Source organism: Prevotella sp. HCN-7019 (assembly GCF_037890215.1).
Taxonomy (GTDB): Bacteria; Bacteroidota; Bacteroidia; order Bacteroidales; family Bacteroidaceae; genus Prevotella.
This window is the reverse complement of the sequence record NZ_JBBKBO010000007.1, coordinates 105,723-125,880: the sequence shown is the minus strand read 5'-3', so window position 1 is coordinate 125,880 and position 20,158 is coordinate 105,723. Positions and strand designations below refer to the sequence as shown.

Below are 20,158 nucleotides of genomic sequence, written 5' to 3'. Positions count from 1 at the left end.
ATGGATACAAAGCATATTTATATTAAAGATTTTAATTATCCTCTTCCAGAGGATCGAATCGCAAAGTTTCCTGTGAAAGAAAGAGATCACAGTAAATTGCTTATATATAGACATGGTGAAGTTTCAGAGGATGTATTTTATAATTTGGCAAAATATCTTCCGACAGATTCGTTGATGATATTTAATAATACCAAAGTCATACAGGCAAGAATGCATTTTCAGAAAGAAACTGGAGCATTGATAGAGATCTTCCTGTTGGAACCGGCAGAACCTTCTGATTATGAACAAATGTTTCAGACAACAGGTCATTGTTCGTGGTCTTGCCTTGTGGGAAATTTAAAAAAGTGGAAAACGGGTTCTCTAGTAAAAGAGTTTTGTATCAATGGGAAGACTGTTCAGATAAAGGCTACGTTACGAGGTGAATATGGTACGGGGCTGTTGGTTGATTTTGATTGGAATGATACAACGATAAATTTTGCAGAAATTATAGATTGTATAGGCGAATTACCAATACCGCCATATTTGAATCGTGAAACGCAGGATAGTGATAAAATGACATATCAGACAGTCTATTCTAAGATTAAAGGTTCTGTAGCAGCGCCGACAGCCGGACTTCATTTTACGGATCGGGTTTTGTCTGATTTGAGAAATCATTGTATTGATTGCGAAGAATTGACACTTCATGTAGGAGCTGGAACATTTAAACCTGTTAAATCAGAGATGATAGAAGGTCATGAGATGCATTCTGAATATATCTGTGTAAAGCGCAAAACTATAGAAAAACTAATAAATTATGGTGCATCTGCCATTGCTGTTGGTACAACAAGTGTTCGGACTTTGGAGAGTTTGTATTATATAGGTTTGAAATTGCAGAATAACAAAGATTTGCATGAAGAGGATTTGCATGTCAATCAATGGGAACCTTATGCAGATAATTCTATGGAATTAGTTTCTCCAATAGATGCTTTGAAGAATATTTTGGAATTCCTAGACCGAAAAGGCTTGGATGCATTGCATACAAGTACACAAATTATAATTGCTCCTGGCTACAAATATAAAATAGTGAAAATGTTGATAACAAATTTTCATCAACCTCAAAGTACATTGCTACTCTTGGTAAGTGCATTTGTCAATGGTGATTGGAAGAAAATTTATAATTATGCATTGTCACATGATTTCAGATTTTTGAGTTATGGAGACAGCTCTCTTCTGATTCCATAAATTATAAATTATTTAGGAATAATATTATGAAAATAGGAGATAAAGTACGGTTCTTGAGTGAAACCGGAGGAGGACGTGTTGCTGGATTTAAAGGAAATATTGTATTGGTGGAAGATGAAGATGGATTTCAGATTCCGACACCAATTAATAATGTTGTGTGTGTTGGTGGGGAAGATAGTTATGATTCTCAAAATATAATAAAGAGAAATTCTTCACACTCAACCGAAAAGACTCTTACAAAAAGTAGTTCTTCAAATGACAATATTATTTCTGATATCTCTTTGAAAAAAGAAATAAATGTAGCTAACGCTGTTGGTCATGTTATTGAAGAACGTAAGGGTGGAGATATCCTGAACTGCTATATTGCATTTGTTCCGAAAGACCCGAAGTTATTTACAACGACAACTTTTGATGTATATATTGTAAACGACAGTAATTATTTTATACAATATACTTATTGTACTGCAGAGGGAGCAAACTGGATATTACATTCTCAAGATGAATTAGAGCCAAATACAAAAAAACACATTGAAGAATTTGGACGTGAAAGCTTGAATGATTATGATCGTATATCAATACAGATGTTGGCATATAAGCGTAATAAAAATTATATGTTGAAACCTGTTGTGGATGCACAGTTCAGATTAGATAAGGTGAAATTTTATAAATTACATTCATTTAGGGAGAATGATTTCTTTGATGAGATAGCATTGTTGCTGCCGATTGTTGAGAATGACAAACTTACTCGTCCTCTTGTTGTTGATGCACAACAATTGAAGAAAGAAATGTATTCTGCTTCTTCAGAAGAAAATTCTCGGAAAGATACCTATGCAAGACGTTATGATGATGGGAAAAAAGGACATCCTTTCCTTAATAAAAGAAAGAATGATGATATTGTTGTTATAGATTTACATGCAAGTTCCCTTCTTGATACGACTGCTGGTATGAATGCCTCTGATATATTGAATTATCAGATAGAAAAATTCCATGAGACTCTTGAAAAATATAAATCAGATAAGGGCAGACGTATTGTATTTATTCATGGTAAGGGTGAAGGTGTTTTGCGTCATGCTATTTTGCATGAACTACAGTATAAGTATAAAAAATATCAATATCAGGATGCGTCATTTCTGGAATACGGATATGGAGCTACACAAATAACAATAAGATAATATGAAATACGGTTTTATAACAGTTGCGGCGGCTGTTCCGTCAGTAAAGGTTGCTGATACGGAATATAATGTTAAGCAGATCGAAGATTTTGTGGCACAGGCCGAAGGTAAGGGAGTTGAGATAGTCGTTTTTCCGGAATTGTCTGTAACCGGCTATTCTTGTCAGGATCTGTTTTTACAGCAATTGCTTGTTGAACAGGCGGAGGTGGCTGTTATGCAGCTGTTGGATTTTACACGTAAACTTGATATTATATGTATAGTCGGTGCTCCTGTTAATATTTCCGGATCATTATACAACTGTGCTCTTGTAATTCAGCATGGCGTTATAATTGGCATGATTCCGAAAACTTACCTTCCGAATTATGGCGAGTTCTATGAAAAAAGATGGTTCTCTTCATCAAAGGATTTGAAGCCTACGGATATAAGATATGCAGGTAATTCTGTTTCCATTGTTCCAGAGCCGGTATTGTTCAGAACTTCAGACAATGTGTTGTTTGGTATTGAAATCTGTGAGGATGTATGGGCTGCTGAACCGTGTAGTAATAAATTGACATTAGCTGGTGCTGATATTATTTTTAATTTATCAGCAAGTGATGAGTTGATAGGTAAGCATGATTACCTTATGAATTTGCTTTCACAACAAAGTGCACGTACTATTTCTGGTTATGTATATAGTGGATGTGGTTTTGGTGAAAGTACTCAGGATGTTGTGTATGGTGGTAATGCTCTTATTTTTGAGAACGGAACATTGCTGTCGCAGTCAGAACGTTTCTGTTTTAAACCTCAGATTGTTATTAATCAGATAGACGTTGAGAAGTTACGTGTTGAAAGACAAAAAAACACAACATTTGTAAATTGTCGTGATAATTCAGATGTTGTCATAAAGTCAACAGGAATAGTACAACCAAAAGATTTTTCTTTGTTGCGTGATATAGATGCTTTGCCGTTTATTCCAAATGATAATGACATGCAACATAGTTGTAATGAAATATTTTCTATACAGGTTGCAGGTTTGGCTAAACGCATAATTCATACAGATTGTAAGCATCTTATCGTAGGCATAAGTGGTGGACTTGATTCAACATTGGCTTTGTTGGTATGTGTGAAGACATTTGACAAACTTGGAATGAATAGGAAAGGTATTGTCGGTGTTACCATGCCTGGATTTGGTACTACAGACCGTACGTATAATAATGCATTGTCATTAATGGAAAGTCTTGGAGTTACGATACGGGAGATAAATATTGCTGATAGTGTCAAAGTTCATTTCAAAGATATCGGACATGATATATCTGTACATGATGTAACATATGAGAACAGCCAAGCACGCGAAAGAACTCAAATCTTGATGGATTTAAGCAATCAGTTGAAAGGTATGGTCGTTGGAACTGGTGATTTGAGTGAATTGGCTCTAGGATGGGCTACTTATAATGGAGATCATATGTCCATGTATGGAGTTAATGCCGGAATTCCCAAAACGTTGATAAAATATTTGGTTCGAAATGTTGCAGATAATGCAGTAGATGAGAAATCCCGTGAGACATTGCTTGATATAATAGATACACCTATCAGTCCGGAACTTATTCCTGCAGAGGAAGACGGAACGATAAAACAGAAGACAGAAGACCTCGTAGGACCATATGAGTTGCACGATTTCTTCTTATATTATTTTTTACGTTTTGGTTTCAGACCCTCTAAAATCTATTTGTTGGCACGAAAGGCGTTTGATGTGAATGTTTATGACGATGAAACTATAAAGCATTGGCTTAAAACATTTTTCTCACGTTTCTTCACTCAGCAGTTTAAGCGTTCGTGTCTTCCAGACGGGCCAAAAGTCGGTAGTGTCAGCCTGAGTCCTCGTGGTGATTGGCGAATGCCGTCTGATGCATCGAGCTCGTTATGGCTGAAAGAGTGTGAGGCTTTATAATGTTAAACAGAACACCACAATTTCGTGTTAAATATGAAAAAATCAATGAGTGACGAGAAGAAACAAATAGAAGAGAAACGTGATCCGTCATATCTTAAATACATAAGTTCTAAAGTGTCAGACGATCTATACGAACAAATCATCAGAATCCTGCATATTGAAAAAAAATATAGAGACAAACATTATTCAGCAAAAAAACTTGCAGAAGAGTTAGGTACAAATACGAGATACATATCAGTGGTGCTTAGTGTCAGATTTCATATGAATTACACATCATTGATAAATAAATTGCGGGTGGAGGAGTCTATGACATTATTGACAGACAGACGTTATGCAAAGTTAAGAATGCAGGAAATATCAGATATGGTTGGTTTCTCAAATCGTCAGTCTTTCTACAATGCGTTTTGTAAATATAAAGGAATTACACCTTTGCATTATAGACAGACGCACCGTATCGAATAATGGGCATTGTTGGTTGCCATAAGTCTCTTTAATAAACTATATACGTTTTACAGATGGAACAAACTTTCAAGTATTCAGATGAAAAATTTGCGGATCTTCAGCTGTTAAGATACCGCTTACCAGAATTTGATAAATTAACATTAGAACAAAAGAAGTATATTTATTATCTGTCAAAGGCAGCTTTATCTGGACGCGATATCACCACCGATCAGTTTGGAGCTTATAATCTTCATATCAGAAAACTTCTTGAAGCTGTATATGTTGGATATAAAGGGGAACGTGAACATATTGAATTCCAGAATATTGTAATATACCTTAAACGGTTGTGGTTCTCTAATGGTATTTATCATCACTATGGATGTGAGAAGTTTGTTCCAGGTTTTTCTTCTGATTATCTCAGAATGGTTATAGATAATACAGATAAAAGTTTATTGCCATTGAAAGAAGGTGAAACCGTCGATAGTTTATGTGACGATATATTTCCTGTTATTTTCGATCAGCTTATTCTCCCCAAACGTGTAAATAAGGCAGATAAACAGGATCTTGTGGTGACATCGGCATGTAATTATTATGAGAATGTTACACAAGACGAAGTAGAGACGTTCTACAATGATATGAAGGATGAAAGTGATGAGGCTATGCCTTCATATGGTTTGAACTCAAAGCTTGTAAAGCGTGACGGAAAACTCGTGGAATACAAGTGGACTGAATCCGGTTTGTATGGTTCTGCAATAAAAAATATTATATATTGGCTTGAAAAAGCTCGTAATGAAGCTGAGAACGAGCAGCAGAAAAAGATAATCTCCATATTGGTAGATTATTATCGTACGGGTGATCTACGTACGTTTGACATGTTTTCTATTGAATGGTTGAAGGAAACTTCAGGACTGGTTGATTTTATCAACGGTTTTATTGAAGTGTATGGAGACCCTCTAGGGCTGAAAGCGTCATGGGAAGGTTTTGTTTCTTATAAAGATATGGAAGCAACACGCCGTGCCCAGACAATCAGCGACAATGCCCAATGGTTTGAAGATCATTCTCCTGTAGATCCGCGTTTTAAGAAAAAAGAAGTAAAAGGGGTTATTGCAAATGTTGTGTGTGCTGCAATGCTTGGTGGTGACGAATATCCATCGTCAGCAATAGGAATAAATCTTCCTAATGCAGATTGGATACGTGCCCGTTATGGTTCTAAAAGTGTTACGATTGGCAATCTTACTGAAGCTTATGATAAGGCAGCCATGGGCAATGGTTTTAATGAGGAATTTGTAATAGACCCAATGACCCTTGAACATATAAGACGATATGGTAATATATGTGATGATCTGCATACAGATTTGCATGAGTGTCTCGGACATGGAAGTGGACAATTGTTGCCTGGTGTCTTCCCAGATGCTCTGAAAGCATATGGTAATACGATAGAAGAAGCCCGTGCCGATCTATTTGGATTATATTATATTGCGGATGAAAAATTATGCGAGCTTGGACTTCTTGATTCCTCGGATGCTTATAAAGCTCATTATTACACCTACATGATGAATGGAATGCTTACCCAGCTCACCCGCATTAAACCCGGGCATCAGATAGAGGAGGCTCATATGCGCAATAGAGCGTTGATTGCACGTTGGGTATATGAACATTCTGACGGTGTTGTTCAACTGGTAAAGAAAGACGGAAAGACATATCTTGAAATAACAGACTATCAGGCTTTACGTTCATTGTTTGCCGTACTTCTGGCTGAGATACAACGCATTAAGAGTGAAGGTGATTATGAGGCGGCAAAAGCAATGGTCGAGAAGTATGCCATTAATGTTGATTCTGAATTACATACAGAAATACTTGAAAGGTATGCTGCGTTGGACATTGCGCCATATAAAGGTTTCATAAATCCTTGGATGAAACCCGTTTATGATGATGATGGCAATATCACTGATATAGTTCTTGATTATACAGAAAGTTATGAACATCAGATGATGAGATATTCTTCAGAGTATGGATTTTTATAAAATAGCTTAAAATGGATCAGATATCAGAAAACATAAGACAGATAAAGAAGACATTCCATTTATTCATGAATGGTGTGACGTCTCGCTCTATGCGTGATAAAGGACTTGAATATAAAGTTAACTGGGGTATTCCTTTTGCTCAACTTAAAGAAATAGCTTTAGGATATGAAAAAAGCTATGAGCTGGCTTCCGGATTATGGAAAGATGATATCAGAGAATGCAAGATCCTTGCAACCATGTTGATGCCGGCAGACAAGGTTTCGTCTGAGCTTGCCGATGAATGGATTATGCATACCAAATCTGTCGAAATTGCAGAGATGTGTGCGCTTAATTTATTTCAGTATGTTAACGATGCACATTTGTTGGCTTTAAGATGGATGGACTGCGATAATGCCATAGCGCAGATATGTGCCTATCATGTTTTCAGTAGATTGATAATGAAAGGATTCAGACCAGACAAGGATCAGTCCGGACATTTCCTGAAAAGTGTGCATAAGGTGTTCGCAGGTGATAATACATCATTGAAACATGCGGCAATGAATTGTCTTATGCGTTTTATATCAATAGACGAAAATTATTCTGCTCTGGCTGATTCTGCATTGGCAGATATGAAAACAGACATTTTTTAATAGCATATATATCATTATTAGATAAAAAAACGTAACTTTGTGGCATATTCAGTTATGATATATTATTCCGGAAATACGAATTTTTAAATTTCAGATAAATGAATACAGGTAAAGTTGATGTTCTGCTGGGTCTTCAGTGGGGAGACGAAGGTAAAGGAAAAGTAGTCGATGTACTTACTCCTAAATATGATGTCATAGCCCGCTTCCAGGGCGGACCTAATGCGGGTCACACTTTGGAGTTCGAAGGACAGAAATATGTACTTCGCAGCATTCCGTCAGGCATATTCCAAGGAGGAAAGGTCAATATCATCGGTAATGGAGTAGTGCTTGCTCCGGATTTGTTTATGGATGAGGCAAAGGAACTTGAAAAGAGCGGCCATGATCTTAAATCGCGTTTATATATATCGAAGAAAGCTCACCTGATAATGCCTACCCATCGTGTGCTCGACCGTGCATACGAATCACTGAAAGGCGACCACAAGGTTGGAACAACAGGCAAAGGTATCGGCCCTACTTATACAGACAAAATTTCCCGTAATGGTTTACGTGTGGGTGATATCTTTGAAGATTTTGAAAGAAAATATGCTGAGCATAAAGCACGCCATGAGGCAACTCTCAAATCACTGGGATATACCGATTATGATATCTCTGAGGATGAAAAACGCTGGATGGAAGGTGTGGAGTATATGCGTCAGTTCAATGTTATAGACAGTGAGCATGTAATCAATCAGAAGTTAAGAGAAGGCAAGAATATTCTTTGTGAAGGAGCGCAGGGTACTTTGCTTGATGTTGATTTCGGCAGCTATCCGTTTGTTACTTCTTCCAATACAATATGTGCCGGTGCATGCTCCGGACTTGGTATCGGTCCGAATAAGATCGGCAATGTGTATGGTATAATGAAGGCTTATTGTACACGTGTTGGTTCAGGTCCGTTCCCGACAGAACTTTTTGATGAGACTGGAGACAAAATCCGTCAACTCGGTCATGAATATGGCGCAGTCACAGGACGTGAACGTCGTTGTGGATGGATTGATCTTGTAGCCCTCCGCTATGCAATAATGATAAATGGAGTGACAAGTCTGATAATGATGAAAAGCGATGTTCTGGACAGCTTTGATACTATAAAGGCATGTGTCGCTTACAGACAGAATGGAACAGAAACAAGAGACTTCCCGTATAACATTGAGAAAGGCATCGAACCTGTTTATGTAGATATTCCGGGATGGAAAACCGATATGACGGGTTATACAGACGAGTCGCAGTTCCCGAAAGAATTCTTGGATTATATAAAGTTCTTGGAGAAAGAACTTGAGACGCCCATTGATATTGTTTCGATAGGTCCGGATCGTGAACAGACAATCGTTAGAAAAAAGTAAAAAGAAGTTTATAGATGAATAAACCTGGCATACCAAAGGGAACCCGTGATTTCTCGCCGTTGGAGATGGCGAGACGCAACTATATTTTCAACACAATAAAGGAGGTTTTTTCTCTTTACGCATTCCAACAGATAGAGACGCCAGCCATGGAAACTCTTCATACTCTCATGGGTAAATATGGAGAGGAAGGCGACAAGCTTCTGTTCAAGGTTCTGAATTCTGGAGATTATATTAGCAAAGTTAGCGATGAGGAACTTGCCGAACGCAATTCACTGAAACTCGCACCAAAACTCTGTGAGAAAGGACTTCGCTATGATCTCACCGTTCCGTTTGCAAGATATGTTGTCATGCATAGGGATGAACTGCAACTGCCGTTCCGTCGATATCAGATACAACCGGTATGGCGTGCTGACCGCCCGCAGAAAGGACGTTACAGAGAGTTCTATCAGTGCGATGCAGACGTGGTGGGTTCGGATTCACTGCTCAATGAGGTCGAACTGATGCAGATGGTAGATACGGTTTTCTCTCGTTTGGGTGTGCGTGTTGCCATAAAAATAAACAATCGCAAGATTCTTGCGGGTATAGCCGAAGTGATAGGACAGGCCGACAAGATTGTCGATATAACTGTTGCAATAGACAAACTTGACAAAATCGGTGTAGATGGAGTGAATGCAGAGCTGCGTGATTGTGGTATTCCGGATGATGCGTTAGAAAAACTCCAGCCTATAATCAACATGAGTGGTACCAACGAGTCGAAGCTGGAGGTTATAAGCAATGTGCTTTCCGCATCTGAGACAGGATTGAAAGGTGTTGAAGAGGTAAGATACATTCTTGAAAAGCTCGGATTGTGTAATCTTAAGAACGAGGTTCAGTTGGATCTTACTCTTGCACGTGGCCTTAACTATTATACTGGTGCCATCTTTGAGGTGAAGGCTCTCGACTTCCCGATAGGAAGTATTTCCGGTGGTGGTCGTTATGACAATCTTACGGGAATATTCGGTATGCCCGGATTGAGTGGTGTTGGAATATCTTTCGGAGCGGACAGAATATATGATGTGTTGAATGGCTTGAATCTTTATCCGGAGGAAGCCATGAATTCCACACAGTTGCTGTTTATCAATTTCGGAGAAAACGAGACGGCTTATTGTATGCCGCTTGTACAGAAATGCCGTCAGGCAGGCATCGCTACAGAAATGTATCCGGACTCGTGCAAGATGAAGAAACAGATGAATTATGCCAATGCAAAGGGAATCGCTTATGTCGCTCTTGCCGGTGAAAGCGAGATCGCCGAGGGTATGATAACTGTTAAGAATATGAAGACGGGCGAGCAGAAGAAGGTTAGCCCGGATGAGCTGATTTCTTTTGTAGCAGGCTGAATGTAGCAGCTTTTCTAAGACAAAAGTTTTATATACATAGTAGACTTATGTGTCGTTATATACGTTCCGGTATTTGTTATTGGTACGGATATGACGGCACATAAGTTTTTAACTATTGATATTATTGATGCGTGATGATACTTGTACTTTATTGTGAATGTGATTATATTTCGTCATCATAACATCAAAAAACATACTGAATCTTATAGTGATTATTGTTCCTAATTCTTTGTGTCCTATAAAGATACAGCGATTTTCGCTAATTACAAGCTTTTATAATTCGTCGAACTCATTTCATTTAAAAACTTAATAACAAAATAAATACAAATATTGAGGTCATAAAGTTAAAACAGAAGGATTCTACTTTAGATTAATGATGTGAACAGAATAGTATTGAATTCTTTATGAAGAAATGTATTAGATTCCGAATAATACTAAAAATATTTTAGTATCTTTGTTATATAGACGAGTAATTTTTCTGATATGCAAATACCTCAATCCTACATATTGACGACAAAACACTTAAATCGAGTATTCGACAAAACTGTGGCTACATATAAATATTACTGGTTTCTCAGCATACTTGATTTGTTTGTAAAGCGAGGAAAAACAAAGATGGATGTATGGGAGATTATGATTATGATGGTGGCAAATGCATGGTATCCTGTAATATATTTTCGTCTATCTTTCGGAAAATCAGAATCATTATATGATGCAATATGGGCTTTGCACAAAGAATATAACATTCCCATTAGTATTAGTGCACGAGACTTAATAGATCTTTTACATGCACTTATCAAAAAAGCGGATGTACGAAAAAGGTTGAATTTTTTGCAAAAGAATGTCCCTTTTCGCTTTTTGCGTCCTTGGATTGATACATCAGATGATCGTCAAACCGTAGTTCGTTCCCAATCGTTTGAGAACGGTTGCCTCTATAAATTAGAAAAGCTGAATGGAACGTTGTGGGTAGAATTGAATCCGGTTTGGCTGGAATATTTGCGAGAAAATTATGATATTCTGAGTGCTTTTGCCTATTGGGGCTTAGCGGGATTTTTACAGGCAAGAAATCCAAATGTGCCGGCGATACCCACTAAGTTAGTGAAGCAAGAGGAGCGAAACTCTTTGTCTGCTCAGCATAAATTCTGGAATGTTGCCATAAAACATGGATTGGAAGTTCGATGTCCATATACAGGAAACTTATTGGAGGAACGTATGTATGATTTGGATCATTTTATTCCCTGGAGTTTTGTTTCTCATGACCTGCTTTGGAATCTGATACCAGCTGATCCAAGCATAAATAGTTCAAAGGGCAATAAGTTACCCGATTTGAATATATATCTTCCGAAGCTAGCAACAATTCATCAAGCAGCTTTACGTATCAATTTAAGTGAGGGTAAGCAAGAAAAGTTATTGGAAGACTATCTTTCGTTGGGACATACACCACAAGAAATCGTTTCTATGGACAAAGAACATTTACTGGATTGTTTCTTCCAAACGTTCACACCTATGCATCAGATTGCTTTGAATATGGGATTTGAAATTTGGAAATATTAGGAATTATGACAATCGAAAAAATAAACCATCCTTATTTAACCGCCATTAAACGCACTGACCTGTCTGTCCCCGTTCGTTATCTTATGCAACATTCCTTATTGAGAGGGCGTATTCTTGATTTCGGTTGTGGCTTCGGGTATGATACGGACGAATTGAAACGGCGTGGATATGATATTATAGGATATGATTATTATTATCGGCCGGAATATCCGGAAGGTAAGTTTGACACTATATTTTGCGTATATGTGTTAAATGTGTTGGAGCCATATGCACAAGCTGAAGTGATGATGAATGTATCCAATCTTCTTTCACCAAAAGGTACGGCCTATTTTGCTGTACGGCGTGATATAAAAGAAGTTGGATTCAGATTTCATGCCATTTATCGGGAATACACCTACCAATGCAATGTTCGTTTACCTTTTTTGAGCTTGGAATGTAATTCCAGTTATGAACTTTATAGATACAATCATTTCAATAAACTTCCACGCAAAAAAGGAGAGACATGTTCTTTCTGTAATTTATCACGTAGCGTGGAAGTGATTTGTGAAACAGCCACATGTGTTGCGTTTTATGATGGTTATCCTGTTTCTCCTGGTCATGCTCTTATAATTCCTAAAAGGCATGTGGCATCTTATTTCGATTTGACAAATCATGAACGAGAAGCCATGAATATAATGCTTCAGTATGTGAAACAAAAGATAGATGAACGTTATCATCCTGATGGATACAACATTGGAATCAATGTTAATGAGGCAGCAGGTCAGTCGGTGTTTCACGTTCATATGCATTTGATACCTCGCTATAAAGGGGATGTAAAAAATCCAAAAGGTGGCGTGCGTGGAGTTATTCCGGGTAAACATATAGTATGAGACAAGAGCGTTTTAAAGATGATAGCCCTATAGTAGAGGAATGTAGGAAATCTTATACATTAGAAGAAAGAAGGGAAAAGCATAGCAATGCATATATGTCATGGAATGATGAGTCCGATAAAGTGCTTTGTCGTATGTTTGATGAAGGAAATACTATTGATTCATTATCAGAATTTTTCAAGAGAAGCAAAGGGACAATTATAAGTCGACTAAAAAAGATAGGGAAGATAGAAGAATTATAATAAATTTTATAATATGTAAACGGTTCATATATTGTATAAAAATCCTATTGTAGGAAATAATATAATGTTATTTCTAATTTTAATTAGATGGGACCTATATTAATAGATTTTTAGATAGTATTAAAATTCCAATAAATGGCCGAAATAAAATATCAATACGCATATGATGAAAACGGCAAGATTGTCTCCATCAACGATTATACGAAAGAAGATAGCAGACTTCATTCGTATAAGTGTATTGGCTGTGGAAAAGAACTATTACCTCGAGCCATTGGGAGCAAGAGTAGAAAGGCACATTTTTATCATAAGGAGTTAGTCGATTGTAACGGTGAAACTTATATACATAAACTTGGTAAGCTACTAATCAAGCGTAAATTTGATAATAACAATACATTCATAGTTTCTTATCCAGTTTCAAAAGAATGCAATAATTATGATTGTACTTTGAGGAATATTAAATGTCAGAAAGATATGGTTATGGAAACTATTGATTTAAAGAAATATTATGATACATGTCGTGAAGAGGTAATTATCGAAGGGTTTGTTGCTGATCTTCTTTTGACAAATTCACAGGATTTAAATATTTCACCTATTTTGATTGAAATTTGTGTAACTCATCCATGCGAAGTTAAAAAGAGAAATTCTGGTCTGAAGATTATTGAGTTAACTTTAAGGAAAGAACAAGATCTAATTTTTTTATTGTCACAAAAAGCATTAGAGGAAACATTGTTTAAAAATACAAGAAAAAAAGAAATCGAATTTATATCTTTTAATCGCAAATTACAAGTACCTATGGAAGTGGGGATTTCTCGTTATATCTTCAATCCGAGTATCAAAGAAAACGGTTATGTAGCAAAGATAAATTGTAGAAAATCAGCATTTAAATATCAAAAAGACTCTCTCGTTGAACTCAATTTTGTAAATATTAAAAATTATAGCGATGATAATATATTGGTACCCTTATTATGGATGTACAAATATAAATATCTACGTCGTTGTACCATATGCAAATTTTATTATGCTTATGGTTCTGAAAATACTCCGATCTGTAGACTAAGTAGAAAGTATGGAAAGCCCAAATATCCTAAAATGATTGATGCTGAACGATGTAGAAGTTATCATCCTAAAGATGATATTTTTTTTAGAAGTATTTTGATGGATTATTATGTTGAAGAAGTAACTGCCTTTCCAGTAGAACAAAAAAATGAATATCGTGTTATAGTTGCAGGAAGTAGTTCTTTTGGTAATTATGATTTGTTCAAAGAAAAATGTGATTATTATTTATCAGTAAAAAGAAATACACATAATATTATCATACTCTGTGGTACATCAAGGACCATTGCGGATTTTATCCATAAATATAGTTATGACCGTTCTATAATGATTGAACCTTATGACGCAGATTGGAAAAGATATGGTCAGGATGCTGGCTATAAATCTAATGAAAAGATGATTAATCATGCAGATGCTCTGATTGCATTTTGGGATGGAAGTGGAACAATGACAGGAGCGTTGATAAATTCTGCAAAGGAAAAAGGTCTTAAAATAGCTATAGTTAAATATTAAGAGCGAAGTATGCATTTTATGCATTAATGTGAGATTGATAAACTCAGAATGTCACTGTTTGTGGAGGAATATAATGTAATGTTCCAAATATGCGATATTTTCGAGCTTGTGATTGACGGTTTATATAAGTGTCCGTTTCTTGTGCTGCAAAACGGTCCGTTCCGACTTCTGATACAGGCTTTATCATGACATGATATAGGCTATATTTGGGCTCGATATGGGCTTTATCAGAGGTTAATACAGGCTCTTTCATAGCGCGATATAAACCTTTTTAAAAGACTTGGAGATTTGGGTTTAAGAAGAATGTGTATTTAACTGGCGTTAAATAAAGAGAATGATGAAAGAGTCTGTGAATAAAAAGAATGTGATATATTGGAAAATAGAAATGTAGGGTAGGTGTGTGACGTTCTGTCAGTATGGTGGATGTATAATTATGGAAAAGGAAAAGATGAAGGAAGAATGATGTGAGGAAAGATGCAAACGGTTGTGTGTCAGTGAATAACGGTTGCGTAGAGATTAGGACATAAAAAACACCTGCGGGGCATCGGAGCCTCGCAGGTGTTCTGAGTATTGGCTGTTCAATAGAGCACTATCGAGCAGCTGATTGCAGCTATGATTGTTATGAGGAGTGCTATGACGCGGAGAATGAACTGTATGCGTTCCCGGTTGTCATTTGTCATTGCCCGCCTCCTGTACGCCGAGTGCGCCGAGAATTGTGGTGGCGATGGCTATCAGCACTTTCATTATCACTTTCCATCCGTTTGTGTTCAGTTTGCTCATAATGTTATGTCTGTTTTTTTAATGGTTATAAATGGATTGTCTGTTTATACGCCTTCTTCTGTTCCGTCCTCCTTGTCGATGTCGTAAGGAGTGGCTTCCTGCACCTTTGCGCCGGAGATGAATGCCTGCATGCGGTTGCCCTTGGCGTCGATCTTGACCTCAGGCAGGAAGAGCACGTGGATGTTCTTTATGTTGCTGCCTGCGGAGAAGTCCTTGGCTGTGTCGGCCGGCGATGTGGATATGCCCAGCTTGAAAGTTCCGAAACGGTCTATCTTCACCTTCATTGAGTTCTGGAGCTGCGTGGTCATCGCGTCGACCAGCTCGCTTATCACCGCCAGGATGTCCGAGCGCTTCACGGTACAGTTGTCCTGCATGATGTCGGCGAGGTCGTCGGTGGTCACTGTTCCTTCGTGTACGGCGCGTGCATACCATTTGCCGTTGAATGCGTCCTTACGGTTGCTCTGATAGATTTTGTACTTTACTGCCATGATGTGTTTTCCTTTCTTTGTGTTTTGATGGTTTTGATTATAAGGAGAGACTTCAGCCTGTCGGGACAGACGGCCCGCCCTTGTTCCGTCCGGACAGTGTGCGTGGGAGCCTTGCCGGCCCTGGCTCCGCGTGCGCCTCATATTATATAAGGTGCGGGCTCTGCCTCCGTGTGGCTGTTCTTTGCATGAAAGAGTGTCCTCCGCATGGGATTTTCCCTGAATGCGATGCAAAGGTATGCAATGGCGATGGGGCGGTCAATAGTGGCAAGGTATTCATATAAGGGTATGCGTACGATGCAGACCACAGTCTGTATTGTTTTAAATACGTTGAACCCACGTTAATATCACATATGTTCATACATTGTTGTGCAGGACAGGACATGTATGCCTGTTATACAGATGTCTTGTTATTTTTCTTGTTAATATAAAGTATTCTGCGCATAGAAAAATGTTTTTGTTTCATTTGTATTTATCTTAGTTTTGTACTATCTTTGCGTTTAAGATTTTAAATTTTGGAATATGAATTTGAAGATACGCCTTGTCGTGATGAACTTTCTTGAGTTCGCCGTTTGGGGAGCATATCTGACATGTATGGGAAACTATCTCGGAACAGCAGGTCTTGGCTCTCAGATTTCATGGTTTTATGCCATTCAGGGCATTGTTTCTATATTTATGCCGACGCTGATAGGAATTGTTGGTGACAAATATATCCAGCCTCAGAAATTGTTGGGATATTGTCATCTTCTTGCCGGTATAGCAATGATGGGATGCTGGTATATGGGCATGTCGGCCGGATTTGGAAACGAGATAAGCGATAAGGCTGCTTTCATAATTCTTTATACGTTGAGTGTGGCTTTCTATATGCCGACACTTGCGCTGTCGAACACCACGGCATTCACGCTTCTGAAAGGTCATGGTATGGATACGGTGAAAGATTTTCCGCCTATCAGAGTGTTCGGTACCATTGGTTTTATTGTGGCAATGTGGTTTGTTAACTGTGCTACATGGGAGAACGGCTCTTTCTTCTTTACATTGGATGAAAATGCACACAAATTCCAGTATACATATATGCAGTTCCTTGTTTCTGGACTGCTCAGTGTTATTCTGTTTGTATATTGCATGACGTTGCCTCCGTGTCATATTGTCAAGAAAAAGTCGGTTTCGCTTATTGAGACTTTCGGACTTGACGCATTCCGACTCTTTAAGTCTAAGCGCATGGCATTGTTCTTCATCTTCTCAACTCTTCTTGGTATGTCGCTTCAGGTGACTAACAGTTTTGCCGGGCCGTTCATTACGAGTTTCAAGGGTAGTGAAATTGAAGTGATAAGGACTTCGTTTGCTGCGAACAATGCCACATTGCTGACTTCATTATCGCAAGTCAGTGAAGCTTTGTGCATATTGATGATTCCGTTCTTTTTGAAGCGTTTCGGTATAAAGATAGTGATGCTTATTGCAATGTTTGCCTGGGTATTGCGTTTCGGATTCTTCGGACTGGGTAATCCGGCTATGCCTGGAGTCATTCTGTTTGTGCTTTCTTGCATTGTGTATGGGGTGGCATTTGACTTTTTCAATGTTTCCGGTGCGATGTTTGTCGACCAGAAATGCGATGACTCCATAAAAGCTTCGGCACAAGGTCTGTTCATGCTTATGACAAACGGACTCGGAGCAACCATCGGCACTCTTGCTGCAGGTGAGGTAGTCAACCATTATTGTAAGTGGGAGGGAGCCTATCTGTTGGGAGACTGGCAGACATGCTGGCTGATATTTGCGGGATTCGCTCTTGTTGTAGGTGTCACGTTTGCGATGGTGTTCAAGTCAGAATGATAATCATTATTTGAATTTTGAATGAACAGAACAAGATTGATATTTAATGGAATCTCGGGAATTGTAGGTACAGACAAGGTATGCCTTGTTGTTATGACCGATGAGACGGAAAGCAGACAGATAACAATCGTGTGCGATTCTAATGCAGAATACCAGCTCGGTGTCAGAGTAGGCAGAAGCATGCCGACTGACAGATTTCTTCCGGAGGTACTTTTGAAGCTTATAGACGATAAGACCAGAGTTTCATTGGAGATGGTAATAGACGATGTCGTTGACGGCCAATACAGTGTGGCATTGCACAATGTCAATACCGGAGATTCTTTCCCGTTGAGAGCAAGTGATGCTGTGTTGTTGTCATATATCAGCGAAATACCTTTATATATGGAAGAAAAACTGATGGACAGACAGAGTGTTGCCTATAGGAAAAATGCAAAAGGAATGTCCATTCCTATAAATGCCATAAGCGGTGATATGCTTGATAAAGCCATGCAGAAGGCAATCAAGGAGGAAAACTACGAATTGGCTTCTCAGTTGAGAGACGAACTGCAACGTCGGAAAAAAGACATTGAAAATATAGAAAAATGAAGGAAGCAAGATATTTTTACGTGCCGGATGCTGCGTCTTCTTCGGAGTTGCCGTCCGACGAAGCTACGCATGCCATACGTGTGTTGAGACTTAAAGCCGGTGATGAGATATTTCTTATGGACGGATGTGGACAATTTTATACGGCAGAGGTGACGGCGGCTTCTACAAAACGTTGTCTTTACAGTATAAAGGAAACCATAGAAAGGGAGAAAGACTGGAATGGATACATCCATTTGGCAATTGCGCCCACAAAGATGTCCGATCGTATGGAATGGATGGTGGAGAAAGCAACCGAGGTCGGATTTGACGAGATAACCTTTCTCAACTGTAAGTTTTCGGAACGTAGAACCTTGCGTATAGACCGGCTTGATAAGATAATCATTTCTGCAATGAAACAGAGCCGTAAACCATGGAAGCCCATTATAAATCCGATGATGGATTTCTCGGAATTTGTGAAAAGAGAAGAGAATGGACAGAAATATATAGCCCATTGTTATGATGAAATTGCTCGTAGTGATCTTTTTGACGAGATAGGGAAGCATGGCACGGAAGACCGTATTACAGTGATGATTGGTCCGGAAGGTGATTTCTCTATAGATGAAGTGTGGCTGGCAATGGACAATGGCTATAGGTCTGCATCATTAGGAAGAAGTCGTCTGCGTACGGAAACTGCAGGTCTTGGTGCTGTTATGATGTCGCAACTTATGTTAAGGAAAAGATAAGAGATTATGAGGTTTGTTTTCAGGATACTTTCTTGTATTTTTGTTTTAATGGTGATGTTATTCTCAAACTCATGTTCTGAGAAAGACTGTATGGATGTTATACCTGCCGGTAGTGTTGCTCTGATGTCTGTCGACGCATCCCGTATGAAGGGCGAGAATATGGCATGGGTGGAGAAATTGTTTGATGCGGAGAATCCTGGAGATTGCGGATTGGACTTGGAGCGGCGAATGTACTTGTTTGAAACAGCAGATGGAAATTTTGGATTTTGTGCGGATGTGTCGGATGAAAATCGGCTTTTAGAGTTTTTCAAGAAACAATCAGAAAAAGGATTTTGTAGTCCGTTGCAGGAGCGTGGCAATATTAATTTTACATTAATTGATAATTCATGGGTTGCCGGTTTTACTGACGATGTAATTATGATATGCGGTCCTGTGACTGCTGCCGCATGCCAGGAAATGGAGGTAAGAATGTCGGCCTATATGCGACAAGATAAAAAGGATGGCATCGCTATGACTCCGATATACAATTGTCTTGATACGCTGAATTCTCCATTGGCTATTGTTGCAAAGGGAACGGCTTTTCCAGAGAATTTTGTGGCTCCGTTTACAATAGGTGTTCCAACGGATGTTGATCTTTCAGATGTGATGATTACTGCTACAATGGAAATCAACGCCGATTGTCTGTATATTAATGGAAATACGATATCTTTTGATAAGGAGAAGGATTCTAAGATAAAAAATGCATTGACAATTTTCAGACCTTTGACAGACAAATATATGAAAGCGATGTCTAAGAGTGATTTTGCCGGATTCTTTCTGAACATTGACGGAGAACGTTTTCTACCTTTGTTGCAGAACAACAAGTCTATGCAGGCTTTGCTTATGTCTGTAAATACTGTTGTGGATATGAATAATATTATAAAAAGCGTGAATGGGGATATGGCCGTTGTCTGTCCAGAATGGCCGAGAACAACTGTAAAGTTCTCCATGAGTGCACAGCTGGATGATATGTCCTGGCTTGAAGATGTGGATTATTGGAAGAAATCATGTCCGGCTGGAGGAAGAATTGCAGATTGGAAAGAAAATTCTTATTATTATAGCGATGGTGGAGGCCATGATTATTATTTTGGTGTAACAGGAGACAAACAGTATTTCAGTGGTACTGATTCGAAACTGGCATACGCGTCTATTGGTGTTTCAGACAGTCCTTTGGATTCTGATATAATATCAAAACTGAAAGGATGTAGATTAGCACTGATTGTTAATATCCCGAAAGAAAATACTTTAACTGAGAGCTCAGAAATGTCTGTTTTGAAGGCGTTCATTGGCGGTATCAGTACAATAATTTATAGTGTCAGATAA

At 38.4% G+C, this 20,158-nt stretch carries 19 protein-coding genes; 16 read left to right on the top strand and 3 right to left on the bottom strand.

Annotation, left to right across the window (positions count from 1 at the left end):
• From WKT13_RS10210 to WKT13_RS10155, 12 genes are all read left to right on the top strand, one after another.
• A complete protein-coding gene (locus tag WKT13_RS10210) occupies nt 1–1,221 on the top strand; it encodes an S-adenosylmethionine:tRNA ribosyltransferase-isomerase (RefSeq protein ID WP_340323791.1) in 1,221 nt (406 codons plus the stop codon).
• Nucleotides 1,222–1,247: 26 nt separating this feature from the next.
• On the top strand, nt 1,248–2,393 hold the full coding sequence (locus WKT13_RS10205) for a DUF2027 domain-containing protein (RefSeq protein WP_340323790.1): 1,146 nt from the start codon (nt 1,248–1,250) through the stop codon (nt 2,391–2,393).
• A gap of 1 nt (nt 2,394) precedes the next feature.
• Nucleotides 2,395–4,320 (top strand): NAD(+) synthase, encoded by a 1,926-nt coding sequence (locus WKT13_RS10200; protein WP_340323789.1) that lies wholly within the window; start codon nt 2,395–2,397, stop codon nt 4,318–4,320.
• Between the two features lie 45 nt (nt 4,321–4,365).
• Nucleotides 4,366–4,782 (top strand): helix-turn-helix domain-containing protein, encoded by a 417-nt coding sequence (locus WKT13_RS10195; RefSeq protein WP_340323788.1) that lies wholly within the window; start codon nt 4,366–4,368, stop codon nt 4,780–4,782.
• A gap of 53 nt (nt 4,783–4,835) precedes the next feature.
• A complete protein-coding gene (locus WKT13_RS10190) occupies nt 4,836–6,785 on the top strand; it encodes a dipeptidyl-peptidase 3 family protein (protein ID WP_340323787.1) in 1,950 nt (649 codons plus the stop codon).
• Nucleotides 6,786–6,850: 65 nt separating this feature from the next.
• Nucleotides 6,851–7,414 carry a DNA alkylation repair protein gene (locus WKT13_RS10185; protein WP_340323786.1) on the top strand — a complete coding sequence of 188 codons (564 nt, stop codon included), beginning with the start codon at nt 6,851–6,853 and terminating at the stop codon, nt 7,412–7,414.
• 98 nt (nt 7,415–7,512) lie between these two features.
• On the top strand, nt 7,513–8,790 hold the full coding sequence (locus WKT13_RS10180; protein WP_298620637.1) for an adenylosuccinate synthase: 1,278 nt from the start codon (nt 7,513–7,515) through the stop codon (nt 8,788–8,790).
• A 14-nt stretch (nt 8,791–8,804) separates the two neighbouring features.
• Nucleotides 8,805–10,166: a histidine--tRNA ligase gene (gene hisS / locus WKT13_RS10175; RefSeq protein WP_340323785.1), complete on the top strand. Its 1,362-nt coding sequence runs from the start codon at nt 8,805–8,807 to the stop codon at nt 10,164–10,166.
• A 615-nt stretch (nt 10,167–10,781) separates the two neighbouring features.
• A complete protein-coding gene (locus WKT13_RS10170; RefSeq protein WP_340323784.1) occupies nt 10,782–11,720 on the top strand; it encodes an HNH endonuclease domain-containing protein in 939 nt (312 codons plus the stop codon).
• 5 nt (nt 11,721–11,725) lie between these two features.
• Nucleotides 11,726–12,589 carry a bifunctional class I SAM-dependent methyltransferase/HIT family protein gene (locus WKT13_RS10165; RefSeq protein WP_340323783.1) on the top strand — a complete coding sequence of 288 codons (864 nt, stop codon included), beginning with the start codon at nt 11,726–11,728 and terminating at the stop codon, nt 12,587–12,589.
• Nucleotides 12,586–12,831, top strand: a complete 246-nt coding sequence (locus WKT13_RS10160) for a hypothetical protein (protein ID WP_340323782.1) — start codon at nt 12,586–12,588, stop codon at nt 12,829–12,831. Before WKT13_RS10165 ends, WKT13_RS10160 begins: the two co-directional genes overlap by 4 nt.
• A 135-nt stretch (nt 12,832–12,966) precedes the next feature.
• A complete protein-coding gene (locus WKT13_RS10155) occupies nt 12,967–14,397 on the top strand; it encodes a hypothetical protein (protein ID WP_340323781.1) in 1,431 nt (476 codons plus the stop codon).
• Nucleotides 14,398–14,440: 43 nt separating this feature from the next.
• On the opposite strand, the gene WKT13_RS10150 is transcribed toward WKT13_RS10155, so the two are convergent.
• From WKT13_RS10150 to WKT13_RS10140, 3 genes are all read right to left on the bottom strand, one after another.
• The gene (locus WKT13_RS10150) at nt 14,441–14,650 is read right to left on the bottom strand and encodes a hypothetical protein (RefSeq protein ID WP_340323780.1); all 210 of its coding nucleotides are present in this window, start codon (nt 14,648–14,650) and stop codon (nt 14,441–14,443) included.
• 416 nt (nt 14,651–15,066) lie between these two features.
• Nucleotides 15,067–15,177 carry a smalltalk protein gene (locus tag WKT13_RS10145; RefSeq protein ID WP_295312685.1) on the bottom strand — a complete coding sequence of 37 codons (111 nt, stop codon included), beginning with the start codon at nt 15,175–15,177 and terminating at the stop codon, nt 15,067–15,069.
• Between the two features lie 44 nt (nt 15,178–15,221).
• Entirely contained in the window at nt 15,222–15,665 is a 444-nt protein-coding gene (locus WKT13_RS10140; RefSeq protein WP_340323779.1) for an HU family DNA-binding protein, read from the bottom strand.
• Between the two features lie 519 nt (nt 15,666–16,184).
• Between WKT13_RS10140 and WKT13_RS10135 the strand changes: the two genes are divergently transcribed.
• The 4 genes from WKT13_RS10135 to WKT13_RS10120 are packed head-to-tail and all read left to right on the top strand — an operon-like array spanning nt 16,185 to nt 20,158.
• Nucleotides 16,185–17,489: an MFS transporter gene (locus WKT13_RS10135; protein ID WP_298620661.1), complete on the top strand. Its 1,305-nt coding sequence runs from the start codon at nt 16,185–16,187 to the stop codon at nt 17,487–17,489.
• Between the two features lie 21 nt (nt 17,490–17,510).
• Complete coding sequence (locus WKT13_RS10130) at nt 17,511–18,074, top strand: bifunctional nuclease domain-containing protein (protein WP_340323778.1); 564 nt, start codon at nt 17,511–17,513, stop codon at nt 18,072–18,074.
• Nucleotides 18,071–18,796, top strand: a complete 726-nt coding sequence (locus WKT13_RS10125) for a 16S rRNA (uracil(1498)-N(3))-methyltransferase (protein WP_340323777.1) — start codon at nt 18,071–18,073, stop codon at nt 18,794–18,796. Before WKT13_RS10130 ends, WKT13_RS10125 begins: the two co-directional genes overlap by 4 nt.
• Nucleotides 18,797–18,802: 6 nt before the next feature.
• A complete protein-coding gene (locus WKT13_RS10120) occupies nt 18,803–20,158 on the top strand; it encodes a DUF4836 family protein (protein ID WP_340323776.1) in 1,356 nt (451 codons plus the stop codon).